At 71.3% G+C, this 19,252-nt stretch carries 17 protein-coding genes; 8 read left to right on the top strand and 9 right to left on the bottom strand.

Going from position 1 to position 19,252, the window contains the following annotated elements; genetic code table 11:
* Nucleotide 1 precedes the first annotated feature (1 nt).
* From ACNI65_RS12970 to ACNI65_RS12935, 8 genes are all read left to right on the top strand, one after another.
* Entirely contained in the window at nucleotides 2–760 is a 759-nt protein-coding gene (locus tag ACNI65_RS12970; protein ID WP_416763494.1) for an ABC transporter permease, read from the top strand.
* Entirely contained in the window at nucleotides 757–1,491 is a 735-nt protein-coding gene (locus ACNI65_RS12965) for an ABC transporter ATP-binding protein (protein ID WP_416763493.1), read from the top strand. The genes ACNI65_RS12970 and ACNI65_RS12965 overlap by 4 nt, the downstream gene beginning before the upstream one ends.
* Before the next feature lie 405 nt (nucleotides 1,492–1,896).
* Entirely contained in the window at nucleotides 1,897–2,484 is a 588-nt protein-coding gene (gene ssuE, locus ACNI65_RS12960) for an NADPH-dependent FMN reductase (protein ID WP_416763492.1), read from the top strand.
* 45 nt (nucleotides 2,485–2,529) lie between these two features.
* Nucleotides 2,530–3,528 (top strand): sulfonate ABC transporter substrate-binding protein, encoded by a 999-nt coding sequence (locus ACNI65_RS12955; RefSeq protein ID WP_416763491.1) that lies wholly within the window; start codon nucleotides 2,530–2,532, stop codon nucleotides 3,526–3,528.
* Between the two features lie 41 nt (nucleotides 3,529–3,569).
* Nucleotides 3,570–4,751 carry an FMNH2-dependent alkanesulfonate monooxygenase gene (gene ssuD, locus ACNI65_RS12950; RefSeq protein ID WP_416763490.1) on the top strand — a complete coding sequence of 394 codons (1,182 nt, stop codon included), beginning with the start codon at nucleotides 3,570–3,572 and terminating at the stop codon, nucleotides 4,749–4,751.
* 1 nt (nucleotide 4,752) lies between these two features.
* Nucleotides 4,753–5,520 (top strand): aliphatic sulfonate ABC transporter permease SsuC, encoded by a 768-nt coding sequence (ssuC, locus tag ACNI65_RS12945; protein WP_416763489.1) that lies wholly within the window; start codon nucleotides 4,753–4,755, stop codon nucleotides 5,518–5,520.
* Nucleotides 5,520–6,455 carry an ATP-binding cassette domain-containing protein gene (locus tag ACNI65_RS12940; RefSeq protein ID WP_416763621.1) on the top strand — a complete coding sequence of 312 codons (936 nt, stop codon included), beginning with the start codon at nucleotides 5,520–5,522 and terminating at the stop codon, nucleotides 6,453–6,455. Before ssuC ends, ACNI65_RS12940 begins: the two co-directional genes overlap by 1 nt.
* 88 nt (nucleotides 6,456–6,543) lie before the next feature.
* On the top strand, nucleotides 6,544–7,875 hold the full coding sequence (locus tag ACNI65_RS12935) for an MgtC/SapB family protein (protein ID WP_416763488.1): 1,332 nt from the start codon (nucleotides 6,544–6,546) through the stop codon (nucleotides 7,873–7,875).
* A gap of 72 nt (nucleotides 7,876–7,947) precedes the next feature.
* Here the strand turns inward: ACNI65_RS12935 and ACNI65_RS12930 are convergent, their stop codons facing one another.
* The 9 genes from ACNI65_RS12930 to cydD form a co-directional block, all read right to left on the bottom strand.
* Entirely contained in the window at nucleotides 7,948–9,108 is a 1,161-nt protein-coding gene (locus tag ACNI65_RS12930) for an alpha/beta hydrolase (RefSeq protein ID WP_416763487.1), read from the bottom strand.
* A 71-nt stretch (nucleotides 9,109–9,179) separates the two neighbouring features.
* On the bottom strand, nucleotides 9,180–10,136 hold the full coding sequence (locus ACNI65_RS12925; RefSeq protein WP_416763486.1) for a lysylphosphatidylglycerol synthase domain-containing protein: 957 nt from the start codon (nucleotides 10,134–10,136) through the stop codon (nucleotides 9,180–9,182).
* Complete coding sequence (gene clsB / locus ACNI65_RS12920) at nucleotides 10,133–11,467, bottom strand: cardiolipin synthase ClsB (RefSeq protein ID WP_416763485.1); 1,335 nt, start codon at nucleotides 11,465–11,467, stop codon at nucleotides 10,133–10,135. The genes ACNI65_RS12925 and clsB overlap by 4 nt, the downstream gene beginning before the upstream one ends.
* Nucleotides 11,464–12,201 (bottom strand): endonuclease/exonuclease/phosphatase family protein, encoded by a 738-nt coding sequence (locus ACNI65_RS12915; protein WP_416763484.1) that lies wholly within the window; start codon nucleotides 12,199–12,201, stop codon nucleotides 11,464–11,466. Before ACNI65_RS12915 ends, clsB begins: the two co-directional genes overlap by 4 nt.
* A gap of 369 nt (nucleotides 12,202–12,570) precedes the next feature.
* The gene (gene cydX / locus ACNI65_RS12910) at nucleotides 12,571–12,699 is read right to left on the bottom strand and encodes a cytochrome bd-I oxidase subunit CydX (RefSeq protein ID WP_099864460.1); all 129 of its coding nucleotides are present in this window, start codon (nucleotides 12,697–12,699) and stop codon (nucleotides 12,571–12,573) included.
* A 71-nt stretch (nucleotides 12,700–12,770) separates the two neighbouring features.
* Nucleotides 12,771–13,925, bottom strand: coding sequence for a cytochrome d ubiquinol oxidase subunit II (gene cydB / locus ACNI65_RS12905; RefSeq protein WP_416763483.1), 1,155 nt, complete (start codon nucleotides 13,923–13,925; stop codon nucleotides 12,771–12,773).
* 31 nt (nucleotides 13,926–13,956) lie between these two features.
* Nucleotides 13,957–15,540, bottom strand: coding sequence for a cytochrome ubiquinol oxidase subunit I (locus ACNI65_RS12900; RefSeq protein WP_416763482.1), 1,584 nt, complete (start codon nucleotides 15,538–15,540; stop codon nucleotides 13,957–13,959).
* Between the two features lie 75 nt (nucleotides 15,541–15,615).
* On the bottom strand, nucleotides 15,616–17,319 hold the full coding sequence (locus tag ACNI65_RS12895) for an ATP-binding cassette domain-containing protein (protein WP_416763481.1): 1,704 nt from the start codon (nucleotides 17,317–17,319) through the stop codon (nucleotides 15,616–15,618).
* Complete coding sequence (cydD, locus tag ACNI65_RS12890) at nucleotides 17,316–19,112, bottom strand: thiol reductant ABC exporter subunit CydD (RefSeq protein WP_416763480.1); 1,797 nt, start codon at nucleotides 19,110–19,112, stop codon at nucleotides 17,316–17,318. Before cydD ends, ACNI65_RS12895 begins: the two co-directional genes overlap by 4 nt.
* Nucleotides 19,113–19,252 lie beyond the last annotated feature (140 nt).

Here is a 19,252-nt window from a genome sequence, read left to right as displayed (position 1 = left end):
CATGTCGGGCGTCCTGGGCGTGCTGCCGCCGCTGCTGCTGCTGGCGCTGGCCGAGGCCGCGGTGCGCTGGGGCTGGATCGCGCCCCACTTGCTGCCTGCGCCCAGCGACGTGGTCGCGGCGCTCGTTCAGATGGGGCGGGATGGGCAACTGGGGAGTCACGTGATCGCCAGCACCTTGCGCGTGGCGGCGGGGTTCGGCGTGGGCGCCGTGCTGGCGGTGCTGCTGGGCGCGCTGGTCGGCTTGTCGTCGACGGCGGCGGCGGTGCTGACGCCGAGCTTCCAGGCGCTGCGCGCGATTCCGTCGCTCGCCTGGGTGCCGGTGTTGCTGCTGTGGCTGGGCATCGACGAGGCGTCCAAGATCGCGTTGATCGCGATCGGTGCGTTCTTCCCCGTCTACATGGGCGTGGCGGCCGGGTTCCGGGATGTGGACCGGAAGCTGGTGGAGGTCGCGCGGCTGCGGGGACTGGGTGCCGCGGCGCTGGCGCGTCGCGTGCTGCTGCCCGCGGCGTTGCCGGCGCTGCTGACGGGCTTGCGCAATGGCTTGAGCCTGGCGTGGATGTTCATGGTCGCGGCGGAGCTGATCGCAGCGAGCCGGGGCCTGGGGTATCTGTTGACCGATGGTCGTGAGACCGGCCGGGCCGATCTGGTGTTCGCGGCGATCGTGCTGCTGGCGCTGCTGGGCAAGTTGACCGACGGCCTGATGGCCGCGGTCGAGCAACGCGCGCTGCATTGGCGCGACAGTTTTGGAGGCGCCGCATGAGCGTGTTGACCGTCACCGTGCGCGCGAAGCGCTTTCCTCGCGGGCAATGGGATCTGCCTGTGCTGCAGGACGTCCATTTCGAGCTGGCTGCCGGGCGGGTGCTGGGCCTGGTCGGGGCGAGCGGCTGCGGCAAGAGCACCTTGCTGCGGATCGTCGCGGGGCTGGACCCGGACTTCGACGGCGAGGTGCGGCTCGATGGGCGCGCGCGGCGCGGACCGGATCGCGAGATCGGCGTGGTGTTCCAGGAGCCGCGCTTGTTTCCCTGGTTGACCGTGGCGGAGAACGTCGGGTTCGACCTGGGGCAGGGGCATGACGAGGCCTGGGTCGCGACGCTGCTGCGTGAGGTCGGGCTCGCGGAGCTGGGCGATGCGTTGCCGAGGCAACTGTCGGGCGGTCAGGCGCAGCGCGCGGCGATTGCGCGAGCGTTGTACACGCGGCCGCGCGTGCTGCTGCTGGATGAGCCGTTCTCCGCGCTGGATGCGTTCACGCGGATGCGGCTGCAGGATCTGGTGCGGGAGGTCGCGGCCAGGCATGGGACCAGCTTGATCTTGGTGACGCATGACGTGGAGGAGGCGGTGCTGCTGGCTGATCGCGTGCTGGTGCTGGGTGCAGCGCCCGGGCGCGTGGTGCGGCGGATCGACGTACCGCTGGTGCATCCGCGTGGGCGCGACAGCGCCGCGGTCGCGGATCTGCGCGGCGAGGTGTTGCGGGAGTTGGAGCGGTTGAGCTGAACGCTCGCCCCCCTCGCCCGCGAAGCGGGAGAGCAACGGTGTCAATCGGTGCGCCTTAGGCCCCCTCGCCCGCGAAGCGGGAGAGGGCGGGGGGTGAGGGCTCGGGGCAGGGCTCGCTGTCGATCACGAGCCCTCACCCCTCCCTCTCCCGCTTCGCAGGAGAGGGCGATCGACCGGCGCGCTTTGGACTCCCTCGCCCGCTTGCGGGGGAGAGCAACCGTGTCAATCGGTGCGCATTGGGCCCCCTCGCCCGCGAAGCGGGAGAGGGCGGGGGCCAGGGCCAGCGGCGTGGGCGGTCCGCAGACCCGTGGATAGCCGCAAAGCGCCTAAGCATCGACGTTCTTGTTCGTTCGGTGACGGAAGGGTGGTTCGCAGAATGAGGCGATTCCTGCTGCCTTCCCTGCCATGACCACCACCGCCACCGCTCCCGTCCTCCTCATCGCCGCGAGCCCGAGCCAGACCTCGCGCTCCGGCGCCTTGCTCGGTGCTGCCGCCGAGCGCCTGCATCACCACGGGCTGTCCACCCGCACGCTGCGCCTGCGCGACCTGCCGGCCCAGCCGCTGCTGCATGCCGATGTCGAGGATCCCGCCATCCGCGGCGCGATCGAATCCGTGGCCCAGGCGAAGGTCATCGTGCTCGCCACGCCCATCTACAAGGCCGCCTACAGCGGCCTGCTCAAGGTCTTCCTCGACCTGCTGCCGCAAGACGGCCTGGCCGGCAAGTCGGTCTGGACGCTGGCCACCGGCGGCAGCCTGGCGCACCTGCTCGCGCTCGACTACGGCCTGCTGCCGGTGCTCTCCGCGCTCGGCGCGCGATCACACGTCGACGGCGTCTACGCGGCCGACGCGCAGATCGCCAAGGACGCCGCCGGCGCCTACGTCATCGGCGACGACATCGCCCGCCGCCTGCTCTCCGGCGCCGCCCAGGTGCGCGACCGCGTCCCGGTCCCCGTCGCACTGGAAGCGCTCGCGCGGCCCGCGCTGGTCCTCTGATCCCCTGCCATCCCCTTCTCGCTCCACCACTTCGGAAAGCCCACGATGCAAGGACTCCTCTCCCGCCGCCAAGCGCTGGCCCTGGTCACCGCGCTGAGCGCTTCACTCGCCTCGTTCGGCGCGCTCATCGGCAATGCGCACGCGCAGACCGCCGCGCCCGCCAACCCCGCCGAGCTGCGCATCGGCTTCCAGAAGTACGGCACGCTGACCGTGCTCAAGGCCAAGGGCGACCTGGAGAAGCGACTCGCACCGCTGGGCATCACGGTCAAGTGGACCGAGTTCCCCGCCGGCCCGCAGTTGCTCGAGGGACTGAACGTCGGCTCGATCGACTTCGGCACCGTGGGCGAGGCGCCGCCGATCTTCGCGCAGGCCGCCGGCGCTGACCTGGTCTACGTCGCCAACCAGCCGCCCGCGCCGACCGCCGAGGCGCTGGTCGTGCCCAAGGACTCACCGATTCGCACGCTCGCCGACCTCAAGGGCAAGAAGATCGCGCTGAACAAGGGCTCCAACGTCCATTACCTGCTGGTCAAGCTGCTGGAGAAGCAGGGCCTGAAGTACAGCGACATCCAGGTCGTCTATCTGCCGCCGGCCGATGCGCGCGCCGCCTTCGAGCGCGGCGCCGTCGACGCCTGGGTGATCTGGGATCCCTTCCTCGCGGCCGCGGAGCGCCAGCTCGGCGCGCGCGTCGTGGCCGATGGGCAGGGCGTTGTCGCCAATCACCAGTTCTACCTCGCCGCGAGGACCTACGCCGACAAGCACCCGCAGGTCATCCAGGCCATCGTCGACGAACTGGCCAAGCTCGACCGCTGGTCGCAGGCCAACACGGGCGCCGTGGCCGCGCTGCTCGCGCCGCAGATCGGGCTGGACGTGTCCACCACCGAGCTCGCCGCGACGCGCTTCTCCTACGGCATCCAGCTGATCACGCCGGCCATCGCCGCCGAGCAGCAGAAGATCGCCGACGCCTTCCATGCGCTGAAGCTGATCCCCAAGCCCATCCGCATCGCCGACGCGCTGCCCAAGACGGTCCGCACCGCCGCCAAGTAAGTCCTTCAGCCACCCCCGATCAGCTCCGCGAGACCTCCCCCATGAAGATCCTCTGGTTCATCCCCACCCACGGCGATTCGCGTTATCTCGGCACGTCCAAGGGCGCGCGCGTCGCGGACTTCGACTACTACCGCCAGGTCGCCATCGCCGCCGACAGCCTCGGCTACGAGGGCGTGCTGCTGCCCACCGGACGCAGCTGCGAGGACAGCTGGATCGTCGCGGCCAGCCTCATCGAGGCCACGCGCCGGCTGAAGTTCCTCGTCGCGCTGCGGCCGGGCCTGGTGCAGCCGGTGCAATCGGCGCGCATGGCCGCCACGCTGGACCGGCTGTCCGGCGGTCGGCTGCTCGTCAACCTGGTCACCGGCGGCGATCCCGAGGAGCTGGCGGGAGACGGCCTTTTCCTGCCGCATGAGGAGCGCTACGCGCTGTCCACCGAGTTCCTCACCGTGTGGCGCGATGTGCTGCGCGCCAGCCATGCGGGCGAGGCCATCGACTTCGACGGCGAGCAGCTCCGCGTGAAGGGCGGCAAGCTGCTGTACCCGCCGATCAACACGCCGTATCCGCCGGTCTTCTTCGGCGGCTCGTCGGGTCCGGCGATCGACCTCGCGGCCGAGCAGGTCGACACCTACCTGACCTGGGGCGAGCCGCCCCAGGCGGTGGCCGAGAAGATCGGCGAGGTGCGCCGCGCGGCCGCGGCCAAGGGCCGCACGCTCGAGTACGGCATCCGCCTGCACGTGATCGTGCGCGAGACCGAGGAGGAGGCCTGGGCCGCCGCGGGCCAGCTGGTCCAGCATCTGGACGAGGACGTGATCGCCGCGGCGCAGGCCAAGTTCGCCGCCATGGACTCGGTGGGCCAGCGGCGGATGGCGGAACTGCACGGCGGACGCTTCGACAAAAACGACATCCGCGCGGGGCTGGAGATCTCGCCCAATCTGTGGGCCGGCGTGGGCCTGGTGCGCGGCGGCGCGGGCACGGCGCTCGTGGGCAATCCGCAGCAGGTGGCGGACCGCATCCAGGAGTACGCGGCGCTGGGGCTGGAGTACTTCGTGCTCAGCGGCTATCCGCACCTGGAAGAGGCCTATCGCTTCGCCGAGCTGGTGTTCCCGCTGCTGCCGCTGGCCGTGCGCGAGAAGCTCAGCGCGCCCAAGCTGACGGGCCCCTTCGGCGAGATCGTCGCCAACCACTACGTGCCCGGCCCGGCCAAGCTGGCCGCGGCGAGCTGACATGCGTGCCGTCGCCCTGAAGGGCGTCGTGCCCTGGCTGGTGCCGCTCGCCGTCTTCGTGGTGTGGCAGGTGAGCGCGCAGGCCGGCTGGCTGTCCACGCGCGTCCTGCCGGCGCCGTCGTCGGTGGCGCGCGCGGCGTGGGAGCTCGCGGTGTCGGGCGAGTTGTGGCGCCATCTGGCAGTGAGCACGGGGCGGGCCTTCCTCGGCTTCGCGGTCGGGGGCGGGCTGGGCCTGCTCCTGGGGCTGCTGACCGGCTCGCAGCGCTGGGCCGAGACCGCGCTCGACACGACGCTGCAGATGCTGCGCAACATCCCGCCGCTGGCGCTGATCCCGCTGGTGATCCTGTGGTTCGGCATCGACGAAACAGCCAAGCTGTTCCTGGTCGCGCTGGGGGTGTTCTTCCCCGTCTACCTCAACACCTTCCACGGCATCCGCGGTGTGGACCGCGATCTGATCGAGATGGCGCGCTCGTACGGGCTGCGCGGCTGGGCGCTGTACCGGCAGGTGATCCTGCCCGGCGCGACGGCGTCCATCCTCGTGGGCCTGCGTTTCTCGCTGGGGCTGATGTGGGTGCTGCTGATCGTGGCCGAGACGATCTCGGCGCAGAGCGGCATCGGCTACATGACGATGAACGCGCGGGAGTTCCTGCAGACGGACGTGGTGCTGGTCGGCATCCTGATCTACGCGCTGCTGGGCAAGTTGGCCGACGTCGCGGCCCAGGCGCTGGAGCGCGCCTGGCTGCGCTGGCATCCGGGGTACCAGACATGATGAGCGTGACCGAGATCGACGTCCTGGCCGATGCGCAGGACTCCCAACCCGCGGCGCTGGCCGAGGACACGGTGCCGGCCGCGCGGCGGCAGGGGGCAGAGCCCGCCGCGCGTCCCGCATCCGCATCCCCGCCCGCGGCGGTCGAGCGGGGCACGACCCGCGCCGGCGGACAGGCCGTGTCGCTGGACGGCCTGGGCAAGGCCTTCGGCGATCGCCAGGTCTTGCACGGCATCGACCTGCGCGTCGCGCCCGGCGAGTTCGTCGCGGTGATCGGCCGCAGCGGCTGCGGCAAGAGCACCTTGCTGCGCTTGCTCGCCGGACTGGACGCGCCCAGCGCGGGCGCGCTGTCGGCGGGCGAGGCGGCGGACACGCGCTTCATGTTCCAGGACGCGCGGCTGCTGCCGTGGGCGCGCGTGCTGGACAACGTGGCGCTCGGACTGACCGATGCCGACGGGCCTCGCCGGGCAAGGCAGGCGCTCGCGCAGGTGGGCCTCGCGGACCGCGCCAGCGAATGGCCGGCGCGGCTGTCGGGCGGTCAGCGGCAACGCGTGGCGCTGGCGCGCGCGCTGGTGCATGCGCCGCGGCTGCTGCTGCTGGACGAGCCGCTGGGCGCGCTGGACGCGCTCACGCGCATCGACATGCAGCAGCTGATCGAATCGCTCTGGCGCCAGCACGGTTTCACCGCGCTGCTGGTCACGCACGACGTGGCCGAGGCGGTGGCGCTGGCCGATCGCGTGCTGCTGATCGAGGACGGCCGGCTGGCGCTGGACCTGCGCATCGATCTGCCGCGTCCGCGCCGGCGCGACGCGGCCTTCGCGGCGCTGGAGCAGCGGCTGCTGGATCGCGTGCTGAGCGCGCCGGACCGCGACGAGGTCGCACCGCGCGAGCACGCGCCGGTGTCGGTGCCCGCGCCGATGCTGCGCTGGGCGGTGTAGCCACGGGATCGGCGAGATCGGCACGCCGGGTTTTCGGGAACGGTTCCAGGCCTTGAGCCGCACGCGGGCTCTGCGGTACCCTGGCCCGATGACGATCGCGCTCCCGACCTCGACCCCGCTGCCCAACGCGGACTGGCCCTACCTCGAGATCCTCATCCGGCTGGCGCTCGCGCTGTCGCTGGGGCTGCTGCTGGGGCTGGAGCGCGAGCGGCGCGGCAAGGAAGCGGGGCTGCGCACCTTCGGGTTCATCGCGTTGCTGGGCGCGCTGGGCGGCTCGCTCGGCGAGCATTACGCGCTGCTGAGCCTGCTGCTGGCCGCCGGCCTGGCCGTCCCGCTGAACGTGCACACGATGCGCGGCGGCCACGGCCCCGAGCTCACGACCTCGGCGGCGATGCTCGTGACCTGCATGGCGGGCATCCTCTGCGGGCTCGGTCACACCGTCACGCCCGCGGCGGTGATGGTGAGCACCACCGCGCTGCTCGCGTGGAAGGAACGCCTCTCGGGCCTGTCCATGGGCCTGACCGAGGGCGAGGTGCGCTCCGCGCTGCTGCTCGCGATCCTGGCCATCGTGATCTACCCGGCGCTGCCCACCGGCGCGGTCGGCCCGTGGCGGCTGATCGAGCCGCGCGCGGCGTGGGTGACCGTGATCCTGATCGCCAGCATCGGCTTCGTGAACTACATCCTGTGGAAGCTGTATGGCTCCAAGGGCGCGGAGCTGTCGGCCTTCTTCGGCGGCCTGGTCAACAGCAACTTCACCGTGGTGGAGATGGCCACGCGGGTGCGCGAGACCGCCGGCCGCTTCGCCGAGGGCGCCTACCGCGCCGTGCTCGTCGCCGTGGCGGCGATGGTGATGCGCAACGCGGTCCTGCTGCTGATCCTCACGCCGCTGGCCTTCGTGAACGCGGCGGCGGCGTTCTCGTTCATGGTGCTGGCCGCCGCCGGCTTCGTGCTGCTGAGCCTGCTGTCGCGCCGCAGCGGGGCGACCGACGACGTCGCGGACATCAAGCTGGAGCTGCCGTTCTCGCTGCCGGTGGCCTTGCGCTACGGCGTGCTGTTCCTGCTGCTGCACGTGGTCGGCCGCGTGATGCAGCGCGAGTTCGGCGAGGGCGGCTTCTACCTGGTCACCGTCATCGGCGGCCTGCTGTCCAGCGCGAGCGCGGTGGCCGCGGCCGCGAGCATGGCCGCGCAGGGCGCGATCGGCTTCGACGTCGCGGCCAACGGCGCGGTGCTGGCATCGCTGACCAGCCTCGCGTTCAGCCTGTCCTTCATCGTCAAGACCGGACACCGTCGCCTGATCACGCGGCTGGCGCTGGCGATGGTGGTCATCGCGGTCGCGGGCGGACTGGGCGTCCTGCTGCGCGAGCTCGTCGCGCCGATGGTCAGCGCGCTGCTGCCCTACGTGGACAGCAACGGCCACTGACCGCGTCGGCGTCGGCGTCAGCGTCGGCGTCAGCGTCGGCGTGAACGTCGACGCTGGTATGAACGCCGGAGTTCAGCCGCCGAAGGCCTTGCGCAGGCGCTCGCCGGCGAAGGCCTGCGCGTTGCGGGCCTTCTCGACGACCGCGGCGGTGCCGAAGAACTCGTGGGTGACGCCCTCGTAGTCGCGGCGCTCGACCAGCACATCGGCCTTGCGCAGCGCGTCTTCCATCTTGGCGCTGTCCGAGCGCAGCGGATCCACGCGCGCGCTGATCAGCGTGACCGGCGGCAGTCCGGCGAGGCTGGCATCGACGAGGTTCAGGCGCCAGTCCTTGAGCTGTTCCTTGTCCACCAGCAGCTTGTCGATGAACCACTCGACCATCGCGCGGTTGAGCGGCTGGGCGATGGCGTTCTCCAGGTAGGACTCGGTGTTGAGGCTGGTCTGCGTGACCGGATAGATCGCCAGCACGTGCGCGGGCCGTTGCAGGCCGGCGTCGCGCGCGGCGATCGCGGTGGCCAGCGCCAGATTGCCGCCGGCGCTCTCGCCGGCCAGCGCGACGCGGCTGGTGTCGCCCTTGAGCGTGGCGCCGTTGGCGAGTGCCCATCGATACGCGGCCAGCGCGTCGTCCCAGGCGGCGGGGAACTTGGCCTCCGGCGCGCGGCGGTAGTCGACGGACACGACCACCGCTTGCGCCTGCTTGGCGATGCCGCGGGCGCTGGCGTCGTAGACGACGCGATCGGCGATCACCCAGCCGCCGCCGTGGAAGTAGACGACGACGGGGAAGGGCCCCGGGCCGGCGGGCGTGAAGACGCGGGCGGGCAGCGGGCCGGTGGCGCCTTGCACGGTGATGTCGGCGCTGGTCACGCCGGGCACGAGCTGGGCGGGATCGGTGCTGCGGTTGTTCTTGCGCAGCAGCGCGTTGACGGCGTCGGCGATCGTCGGGTTGGCGCGGGCCGCGGCCACGTCGACCTTCTCGATGGCCTTGGGCCGCAGGGATTCATGCGCGCTCAGGACGGCGAGCATGTCGCCGTCCAGCCGCACGCGGCCGATGGTCTTGGCGATGGCGGACTTGACCGCGCCGGGGCGCTCGCTGCCCGTGCCCTTGCCGGCCTCGTCGGCGGCTTGCGCGGCACTCAGCGCCATGGTGGCGGTGACGCCGAGGATCAGTCCCGCGATGAGACTGACGCGGCGGTTGGCTGCGGTGGTGGTGTGGGTGGTGATGATTGGGGTGGGCATGTCGAGTCCCTTGGGAAGCCGTGTCTGGCGACGTGGAGAGCAAGGGGGATGCCTGGCCTTCGCGTTCCCCGTCAACGCCTCGCCCTGGCCTCCAGCACGAAATACGCCACCGCCGCGATGGACAGCGGCGCGAGGTAGTACAGCGCGCGGTACGCGATCAGCGCGGCCAGCACCTGGCCTTGACCGAGCTGCGGACCGAGGAAGGCGACGAAGACGCCTTCCAGCACGCCCAGCCCCGCCGGCACATGCGCGATGACGCCAGCCACCGCCGCCACCAGCAACACCGCCAGCGTGTGGCCGTAATCCACGCCTTGCTGCAGCAGCACCCACAACACCGCGCCGATCGTCAGCCAGTTGGCCGACGCGATGGCCAGCTGCATCGCCGCGATGCGCAGGCTCGGCACGAAGAACACATGACCGCGCAGCGTGAACTCGCGCCGCGGCGAGAACGCGCACAGCGCCAGGTAGCCCGCCACGATCGCCCACATCAACGCGCCCAGCCCGCGCAGCGCCTCGGCGTCGATGTGCCAGTCCGTCGGCGGCGCCAGCCAGCCGAAGAGGAACAGACCGCCCGCGAGCAGCCCGTAGCCCAGCCAGTTGGACGCCATGCTCAACGCCAGGATCTTCGCGGGAACGGGCTGGCGCAGACCCTCGCGCGCGTACAGGCGCAGCCGCATCGCGACACCGCCCACCAGCGAGCCGAGGTTGAGGTTGAACGCGTAGCTGATGAAGGTGATCAGCATCACCCGTCGCGCGGGCAGGCCGTGACCCGTCCAGCGCTTGCCGATCAGGTCGTAGCCGCCGTAGATCAGGTGGCTGAGCGCGCACAGCGCCGCGGCCGCGATCAACACGCCCGCGGGCAGCTGCCGCAACGCGTCGCCGACCTCGTCCCAATCGACCTGGTGCGCCGCCCACGCCAGCAGCGCGACGACGGCGACCGCGAACACCGCGCCCAGCGCGCGACGCCAGCGTGAGGAACGCGCGGCGGTGCCAGAGGGCGCAGGCGGGCCGCCCACCGCGCCGCTCACTCCGCCGCTTCTTCGCTCAAGCGCTTCGTGCCGTGCCATTGCCAGGCCTCCGCCGCCGGCATCTGCGGCGCGCTCACCACCACCGGCGTGTCGGCGGCCGGCATCACCGGCTGCGTCTGTCGCGGCAGTCGCGCCAGCCAGCGCGGGAAATGCCGCATCACGTGGAAGACGATCGCGCCCACGCCCAGCCGCCACCACCAGCGATGCACGTGCGTCTCCTCGAGCTTCAGGCGCCGGCACTGATCGCGCATCAGCGGCTGCAGCTTCTCGCGCAGGTCGCGGTTGAAGGCCGCGTCCTCGACGATCACGTTGGCCTCCAGGTTCAGCGACAGGCTCAGCGGATCGAGGTTGCTCGATCCCACCGTCGCCCACGTGTCGTCCACCAGCGCGACCTTGCCGTGCATCGGGCGCTCGCAGTACTCGTGGATGTGCACGCCCGAGCGCATCAGCCGGCCGTAGACCATCTGCGCGGCCCAGCGTGCCCAGGCGATGTCGGGCTGGCCTTGCAGGATCAGATGGACGTCCACGCCCCGCCTGGCCGCGCGCTGCATGCTGCGCAGGAGCAGGAAGCCGGGGAAGAAGTAGGCATTGGCGATGATCACCTCGCGCTTGGCCGCGTGCAGCGCCAGGCGGTACATGCGCTCGATGTCGTCGCGGTGGTGATGGTTGTCCCGCGTGACGATGACTGCCTTGGCGCCGCTGAGCCCGTGCGATTCGCCGCCGGTGTGAGCTCGCCCCCGCGCGTGACCGCGGGGCTCGCGCGCGCGGCTGGACCACCAGCGCCGCTGCGCGGTCGGTCCGGCTGACGGGCTCTCCGGGGTCGCGGTCGCGAGGATCTCGCGCGTGACGACACGCAGCTGCTCGACCACCGGGCCGCGCATCCGCACGGCGTAATCCTGCTTGGACTCGGGGCCGTCCTCGATCAGGTGATCGGCGGAGTAGTTGATGCCGCCGATGAAGCCGAGTTCCCCATCCACCACGACGATCTTGCGATGCAGCCGCCGGAAAGGCTTCAAGCGGCGCGACAGCCGCGGCGGCGGATCGAAGACGTGCAGCTTCGCGCCCACGTCGGTGAGCCCGCGCACGAAGGCCTCCGACAGCTCCGGGGAGCCGAAACCGTCGACGGTCATCTCGACATGCACGCCGCGCCGCGCGGCCGCGATCAGCACCTCGCGCAGCGCCAGGCCGACTTTGTCCTCGAAGAGGATGAAGGTCTCGATGAGGACCTCGCGCCGGGCCGATTCGATGGCGGCGAAGACGGCGGGGAAGAACTCCTCGCCGTTCTCGAGCAGCTCGATCGCGTTGCCCGTGGTCCAGTCCGGGCGCTTCACAGGCGGATCTCCGCGGCCAGCGGCGCATGGTCAGACAGATGCGACCAGGGGCGGCGTGGCAGCACGATGGGGTGCTCCACCGTCGCGCCGCGCACGTAGATGCGGTCCAGCGCCAGCAGCGGGAAGCGCGCAGGGAAGGTTCGCGCCGCCGAGCCGTTGGCCTTCACGAACACCTCATTCAGGCCGGCGCAGCGGCTCAGCAGCCGATGCGCGCGCTGGCGCCAGTCATTGAAATCGCCCGCGACGATCACCGGGTCGTCCGGCGGCAGGCTGTCGATGAGCTGGCACAGGCGCTGCACCTGCCGCTGCCGGTGGGATTCGCGCAGGCCGAGATGAACGCAGATCGCGTGCAGCTCGCGCCCGTCCGACAGCTTCAGCACGCTGTGCAGCAAACCGCGACGTTCCGGCCCTTCGACCGAGACGTCATGGTTGGTGTGATGCGTGATGGCGAACTTGGACAGCAGCGCGTTGCCGTGGTGGCCTTGCGGATAGACCGCGTTGCGGCCATACGCGAAGTCGCTCCAGAGGCTGTCCGCGAGGAACTCGTAATGGGGCGTCTGCGGCCACGTGGGGACGCGCGCCGCATGCAGTTCATGCTCGCCGAGCACTTCCTGCAGGAAGACGACGTCCGCCGAGACGGCCCGTACCGCGTCCCGCAACTCGTGCAGGATGAAGCGGCGATTGAAGAATCCGAAGCCCTTGTGCAGGTTGACGGTGAGTACGGTGACCTTCATGACCTGCCATGACGGCAAGCCCTGTGCCTGTCACCGCGTCAGCCTGTCACCGGTCCTCGGGCGTCAGCATCATGGGACCGATGCACAGGACCCCGAAGGTCAGGGCGAAGGCGCCCACGAGAATCGCGCCGATCAGTTCAAGCATGGGGTGCTCCTGGAGGGCGGTGGGCCGCGAGGCGGCGGGCTCCCGGCCTGTGGGCGCGAGGCCCACGGATGCCGGGGAGGAGCGATCAATACTAGACCTGTCCCCGCGCGCGCCGCAACCGCGCAAGCGGGTGCCCGACCGCCCATCCGGGGGATTCCGGCACCGCGCTTGCAGACATCGTGAAGGCGTGCTCAGCCGCGCGCCAGACCGTGGCCGATCAAGCCTCAGCCGCGTCCGCCTTGCCGTACGCGTTTGCGCTGGGCCTCGTCATCCATCAATTCGTACCACATCGCATTGAGCACCGCGAAGCCCGCCGCCAGCGGCAGGCCGAGGATCCAGGCGAAGTACCACATGAGCTCTTCCTTTCAAGTCGTTGACGGGGAACGGGAAATCCGATCCCCCGAAATTGGGGTGAACGGACCGGTCAGTAGGCGTGGTCGCCATGCGTGATGTCATGGGGCCGGACCTTGCCCCAGATGACGCTGTACACCCAGGCGGTGTAGGCAAGGATGATCGGCACGAACACGATGGCGCACACCAGCATGATGAACAGCGTCAGATGGCTGGAGGACGCGTCCCAGACCGTCAGCGCGGAGGGCAGGTGGGTCGACGACGGCACGATGAACGGGAACATCGACGCGCCCACGCTGAGGATGATCCCGGCGATGGACAGGCCGCTGAAGATCACCGTCAGGCCTTCCCAGCGCGCGCGCAGGCCCAGCAGCGCCAGCAACGCGCCGAGAAAGCCCAGCGCCGGCGCAGCCATCGTCCACGGGTGCGCCGCGTAGTTGGCAAGCCAGCCGCCGGCCACGCCCGACTGCACGGTCTTCATCAGCGGATTGGACGGGCCGTTGGCGATGTGAGGGCTGCTCCATTGGAAACCGCCGACCCACTGCCACACGAGCAGGCCGCCCAGCGCGTAGAGCACGATCGTCGCGATCGCGGCGACGGTCGCGAAACGCCGGGCACGATCGGCCACCGCGCCGTCGGTGCGCACGGACAGCCACGCGCCGCCGTGCATCACCAGCATGGCCACCGACACCAGCCCGCACAGGATCGCGAACGGATTGAGCAGGCCGAGGAAGCTGCCCTCGTAGATCATGCGCATGTCGGGCGTGAAGTGGAAGGGCACGCCCTGCAGCACGTTGCCGATGGCCACGCCGAAGATCAGCGAGGGCACGAAACCGCCGATGAACAGGCACCAGTCCCAGCTCGATCGCCAGCGCGGGCTCTCGCGCTTGCTGCGGTACTTGAAGCCGACGGGGCGCAGGATCAGCGCGAAGAGCGCCGCGAACATCGCGAGGTAGAAGCCCGAGAAGGACATCGCGTAGATGTGGGGCCAGGCCGCGAAGATCGCGCCGCCGCCCAGCACCAGCCAGACCTGGTTGCCTTCCCAGATCGGGCCGATGGTGTTGATGACGACGCGGCGCTCGACGTCCTCGCGCGCGACGAAGGGCAGCAGCGTGCCCACGCCCAGGTCGAAGCCGTCGGTCACCGCGAAGCCGATCAGCAGCACGCCGAGCAGCAGCCACCAGATGACGCGCAGCGTGTCGTAGTCCAGCAAGGTGTGAAGGATCATGAGGTTCTCCGGTTCGTTGCGGGCCGGCGGATCAGACGGCGTGGACCTTGCCGACCAGCGGCACCTCGTGCGCGGGCGTCGGTGCGGGCAGCTCGCGCGGTCCCTTGCGGATGGCCGCGAGCATCAGCTTCATCTCCACGACGATGAGCACCGTGTAGATCGCCACGAAGCCGAGCAGCGTGAACAGCACCGTCTCGATGCCCAGGTGCGACACGGCCACCGCCGTGGGCAGCACGCCCTCGACGGCCCAGGGCTGGCGGCCGAGCTCGGCCACGATCCAGCCGCATTCCGCGGCGATCCACGGCAGCGGGATGGACCACACCGCGACCTTGAGCAGCCACGGATGCGCATCGAGCCGGCGCCGCGCCGACAGCACGAAGAAGGTCGCGGTCAGCACGATGAAGAACAGGCCCAGCCCGACCATCACGCGGAAGGACCAGTACAGCGGCGCGACCTGCGGCACGGTGTCCCACGCGGCCTTCTTCACCTGCTCGTCCGTGGCCTGGCGCGGATCGTCGACGTAGCGCTTGAGCAGCAACGCATAGCCCAGCGACGGGCTCATCCGGTCGAACTCCTGGCTCAGCGCCGCGGGTACCGCGGTGCCCGGCGGCAGCGCGCGGATCTTCTGCAGCGTGTCATAGGCCGACTGGCCCTCGCGGATCCGCCGCTCGGCGAGTTGCACGAGGTCGAGGATCCCGGGGATCTGCTCGGTCAGGGAGCGCGTACCGATCAGGCCCATCACCCAGGGGATCTGGATCGCGTAATGGGTCTCGCGCGCGTCCTGGTCCGGCAGCCCGAAGGCGGTGAATGGCGCCGGCGCGGGCTCGGTGTGCCACATCGCCTCGATCGCCGCGAGCTTCATCTTCTGATGCTCGGACGACAGGTAGCCGCTCTCGTCGCCAAGCACGACCACCGACAGCGACGAGGCCAGTCCGAACGAGGCCGCCACCGTCATCGAGCGCCTGGCCAGCTCGAGGTGTCGGCCCTTGAGCAGGTACCAGGCCGAGACGCCGAGCACGAACAGCGCGGCCACCACATAGCCCGCCGACACGGTGTGCACGAACTTGGCCTGCGCCACGGGGTTGAAGAGGACTTGCGCGAAGTCGCTGACCTCCATGCGCATCGTCTGCGGATTGAGCTTGGCGCCCACCGGGTTCTGCATCCAGCCGTTGGCGATCAGGATCCAGAGCGCGGAGAAGTTGGTGCCCAGCGCGGTCAGCCACGTGACGATGCAGTGCGCGCGCCGCGACAGCCGCTCCCAGCCGAAGAAGAACAGGCCCACGAAGGTCGCCTCGAGGAAGAAGGCCATGAGGCCCTCGATCGCGAGCGGGGCGCCGAAGATGTCGCCGACATAGTGGCTGTAGTAGCTCCAGTTCATGCCGAACTGAAACTCCATGACGATGCCGGTGGAGACGCCCAACGCGAAGTTGATGCCGAAGAGCACGCCCCAGAACTGCGTCATCTGCTTCCAGATCGGGCGGCCGGTCATCACGTAGACCGTCTCCATGATCGCCAGCAGGATCGACAGGCCGAGCGTGAGCGGCACGAAGAGGAAGTGGTACAGCGCGGTCATCGCGAATTGCAATCGCGACAGGCCGACGACATCGAGCTCCATGGTGAATCCTCCTGAGGTCTTGTGGTGGCAAGGGATCGAGTGGGATCGGTGAAATGGGGCAGTGGAATCGGCGGGTCAGGGCCCGCGAGGGCCGCGCAGGGCCGCGAGCGCCTCGTCGAAGCCGGGCGTGCCGCGGCGCAGGTCGGCGCGCAGGCGGCCGCGCTCCAGCACCAGCAGCCGGTCGGCGAGCCTCGCCTCGCGCGCCAGGTGCGTGGCGATCAGCAGCGTGCGGCCCTGGGCCTGCTCGCGCAGCCGGGCGAGCACATCGCGCGCGGTCGCTTCGTCGAGGCCTTCGGTGGGCTCGTCGAGCAGCCACAGCCGGGCAGGACGCAGCAGCAGGCGAGCGAGCGACAGCCGCCGCGCCTGCCCGCCCGACAGGCCCAGTCCGCCTTCGCCCAGCGGCGTGTCCAGGCCGCGCGCGAAACGCGCGACGTCGTCGGTCAGTCCTGCCGCGCGCAGCACTTGCGCGAGCCGCTCATCGTCGGCGTCGACATCGGCCAGGCGCAGGTTGTCGGCGAGGCTGTCCTGGAACAGCTCGGTGCGTTGCGTCAGCCACGCGGCGGGCAGCGTGCGCACGCTGCCGGCGATCGGGCTGAGCTCGCCCGCGATCAGCGACAGCAAGGTCGACTTGCCCGCGCCGCTGGCGCCGATCACGGCGATGCGCTCGCCCAGCGCCACGCGCAGATGCAGGTCGCGCAGCGCGTGGCTCTGAGCGCCTTCGTGCAGGGCGCGCACGCCGGTGAGCGAGCAGGCGAGCCCGGCCTCGGGCGCGGTGGTGGCGCGAGGAACATCCTCGATGAGCGCTGGGGCGAGCCGACGCGCCGCCAGCGCGCCACGGCCGGCCTCGATCGCGCCTCGGCGCAGCGCGGCGAACGGCTCCATCGCGGCCAGGGTCACGAGCAGCGCCAGCGCGGCGGCGGGCGCGTCCAGGCGGCCGCGTTCGACCAGCGCGGCGGCGGCGAGCAGCACCGCGCTCAAGGTGACGCTGCCGGCGATCGAGAAGGCGGCGCCGGTGCGCGTCTCCAGGTCCTGCAATGCGAGATCGGCGCGTGCCAGCCGCGCGTCGGTCGCGCGCAGGGCCTCGCAGTGCGCCTGCAGGCGGCCCGCCATCACGAGCTCGGTCTGGCCGGCGCTGAGGTCGATGGCCTGCTCGCGCAGGCGCTCGATCGCGACCGCGCGGCGCAAGGCCAGGGGCTGGGCCCGGCGCGCGGTGCGCGCGGTCACGCCCAGTCCCACCAGCGTCAGCCACGCGCCGAGGACCAGCCCCAGCCGCGCATCGAGCGCGCCGACCAGCACGGCGGCCAGCGCCGCGGCGCCGATCGCCGCCGCGAGGGGCACAGCGATGCGCAGCACGATCGATTCGAGCGCGTCGATGTCGGCGGTGAGCCGCAACAGCAGCCGCGCGGGGCGGCGGTGCAGGCGCCGCGCGGCCTCGGGCCGAGCCCATCCGACAAAGAGCCGCTCGCGCAAGGCGGCCAGCGCGGCCAGCGCGGCGTCGTGGGTCCACACGCGCTCGCCGTAACGGCTGGCGGTGCGGACCAGCGCAAGCAGCCGGATGCCCGCGCTGGGCACGAAGACGTTGAAGGCCGCGGCACCGGCGGTGAGACCGGCCAGGCCCGCGGCGGTGATGAACCAGCCCGACAGCCCGAGCAGCGCGATGCCGGCCAGCACGGTGAGCACGGCGAGCGCGGTGCCCAGGAGCAGGCGCGGACCGGCGGTGGCGAGCAGCACGCGCGCCAGGGCGCGCAGGCCACGGGTTCGCGCACGCGAGCGCCTCATGCGGTGCTCCCGAGCGCGACGTGGGTTTCCGATGGCGCTTCCGAGGGCGCTTCGGCAACCGTGTCCGGCGTCGCACTACCGGTGCTGCCAGCGTTCAACGTGATCGCGCGATCCATGCGCGCGATGAGCGCCGGGTCATGCGTGGCGACGATCAGCGTGCGATCGCGAGCCAGCCGGAGCAGGGCCTCGATGACAGCATCGGCGGTGCGCGGGTCCAGGTGCGCGGTGGGCTCATCCACGAGCAGCAGTCGCGCGTCGGCATGAACTGCGGCGCGCGCCAATGCCAGGCGCACCAGTTCGCCGCCGGACAGCCCGATGCCGCGCTCGCCGAGCGTGCCTTCGGGCAGCGCTTGCGCGACCTCGTCCAGCGCGGCCAGGGCCAGCGCATCCAGGACTTCCACGCGCCCCACGCCGGGCCGGTCCAGCGAGACATTCCGCTGGACCGTGCCCGCGAAGACGTGCGGGCCCTGGCCGATCCAGGCCATGCGCGCGCGAAGCTGCTGGGCATGGGCCTCGTCGACCGGGACGTCGCCGACGCGGATCTCGCCGCCCGAGGCCGGCAGCAGGCCGGCGATCAGCGCCAGCAGCGTGGATTTGCCCGCGCCGCTCGGCCCCACGAGGGCCACGCGCTCGCCGGCGGGGATCCGCAGCGTGAAGCCGTCGAGGAGCGGCGGCTCGCCCGCGTGGCCGAAGCGGAGCTGGTCGATGTTGACGTCCACCCCGGCCTTGCCGTGGGGTGCGGACGGTGGCTCACCGGCCCCGAGCGCGCCTGGCAGCGGCACGCCGGCATGGCGATGTCGCTCAAGCCGCGCCAACGCCGCTTCGCCGGCGGCGCGATCGTGCCAGACGGCGGCGAGCTCGCGCAGCGGCTCGAAGAAGGCCGGCGCGAGCATCAGGACGAAGAGCCCCTCGCCCAGGGTCAGGCGTTGCCCCCAGGCGCCGATGCCGCCCAGCGGGCCCAGCAGGTGGAAACCGACGTAGACCGCGACCAGCGCCACGCCCAGCGCCGAGAACAGCTCGAGCGCGGCCGAGGACAGGAAGGCGATCCGCAGCACGCGCATGGCGCGCTCGCGCAGCGATTCGGCGCTGTCGCGCAGCCGCCGCGCGGTCAGGTCCACCGCGCCGAGCGCGCGGATCGTCGACAGGCCGCGCAGCCGATCGAGCAGGAAGGCATTCATGCGGCTGAGCTCGACGAGGTGCGCCTCGCTGGCGGCCTGGGCGCGCCAGCCGATGAGGGCCATGAACAGCGGAATCAGCGGCATCGCGCCAATCAGGATCAGCGCGGCCGCCCAGGACTGGCTGCCCACCGCCAGCGCGATCAGCGGCGGCACGAGCATCGCGCGGTACCGCGCCCCGCGATGTCGGCTCAACCATGGCACGAGCGCCTCGGCCTGCTCGGCGAGCAGCGATGCCGTCTCACCCGAAGGCGCGCGGTCGCGGTCCAGCGGGGAGCGGCGGGCGAGGGCCGCGATGGCCTCGGCGCGCAAGGCCGACAGCGCCTGCCGCGCGCGGCGATGGACCTGACGAGCGCCCCAGGCCTCCAGCGCGGCACGCAGCAGGCCGAGCGCGAGCAGGCCGAGTGCCGCAGCGGTGACGTCTCGCAGGCCGCCGCCATCGGCCAGGCGTTGCACGGCCAGCGCGACGAGGGCGGCCTGAGGGATCCAGAGCAGCGAGGCGAGCGCCTGCGCGAGCGCGCCGGGGCCGAGGCCGGGCAGCCGGGGGAGTTCCGGGCGTCCGGGGCGCTCAGGGCGGTCTAGGCTGGCAAGGCGGCGGTCGCCGTCGCGGGCTGTCAATGATCGGCCTCTCCACGGCGAATCCGCCGCATCGTCGATGAGGGGTGGACCGGAGCACGGAGGCGCGGAGCGCTGGACAGGCGATCCGCTATCGAGGCGCCGATCAGGTCCCGGGAGAGGTCAGGGCCTGGTGGCGGGGG

The sequence above is a fragment of the Roseateles sp. So40a genome (assembly GCF_048081605.1).
Classification (GTDB): Bacteria; Pseudomonadota; Gammaproteobacteria; order Burkholderiales; family Burkholderiaceae_C; genus Roseateles.
Note: the sequence above shows the minus strand (reverse complement) of the source record. Positions and strands in the feature narration are given on the sequence as shown.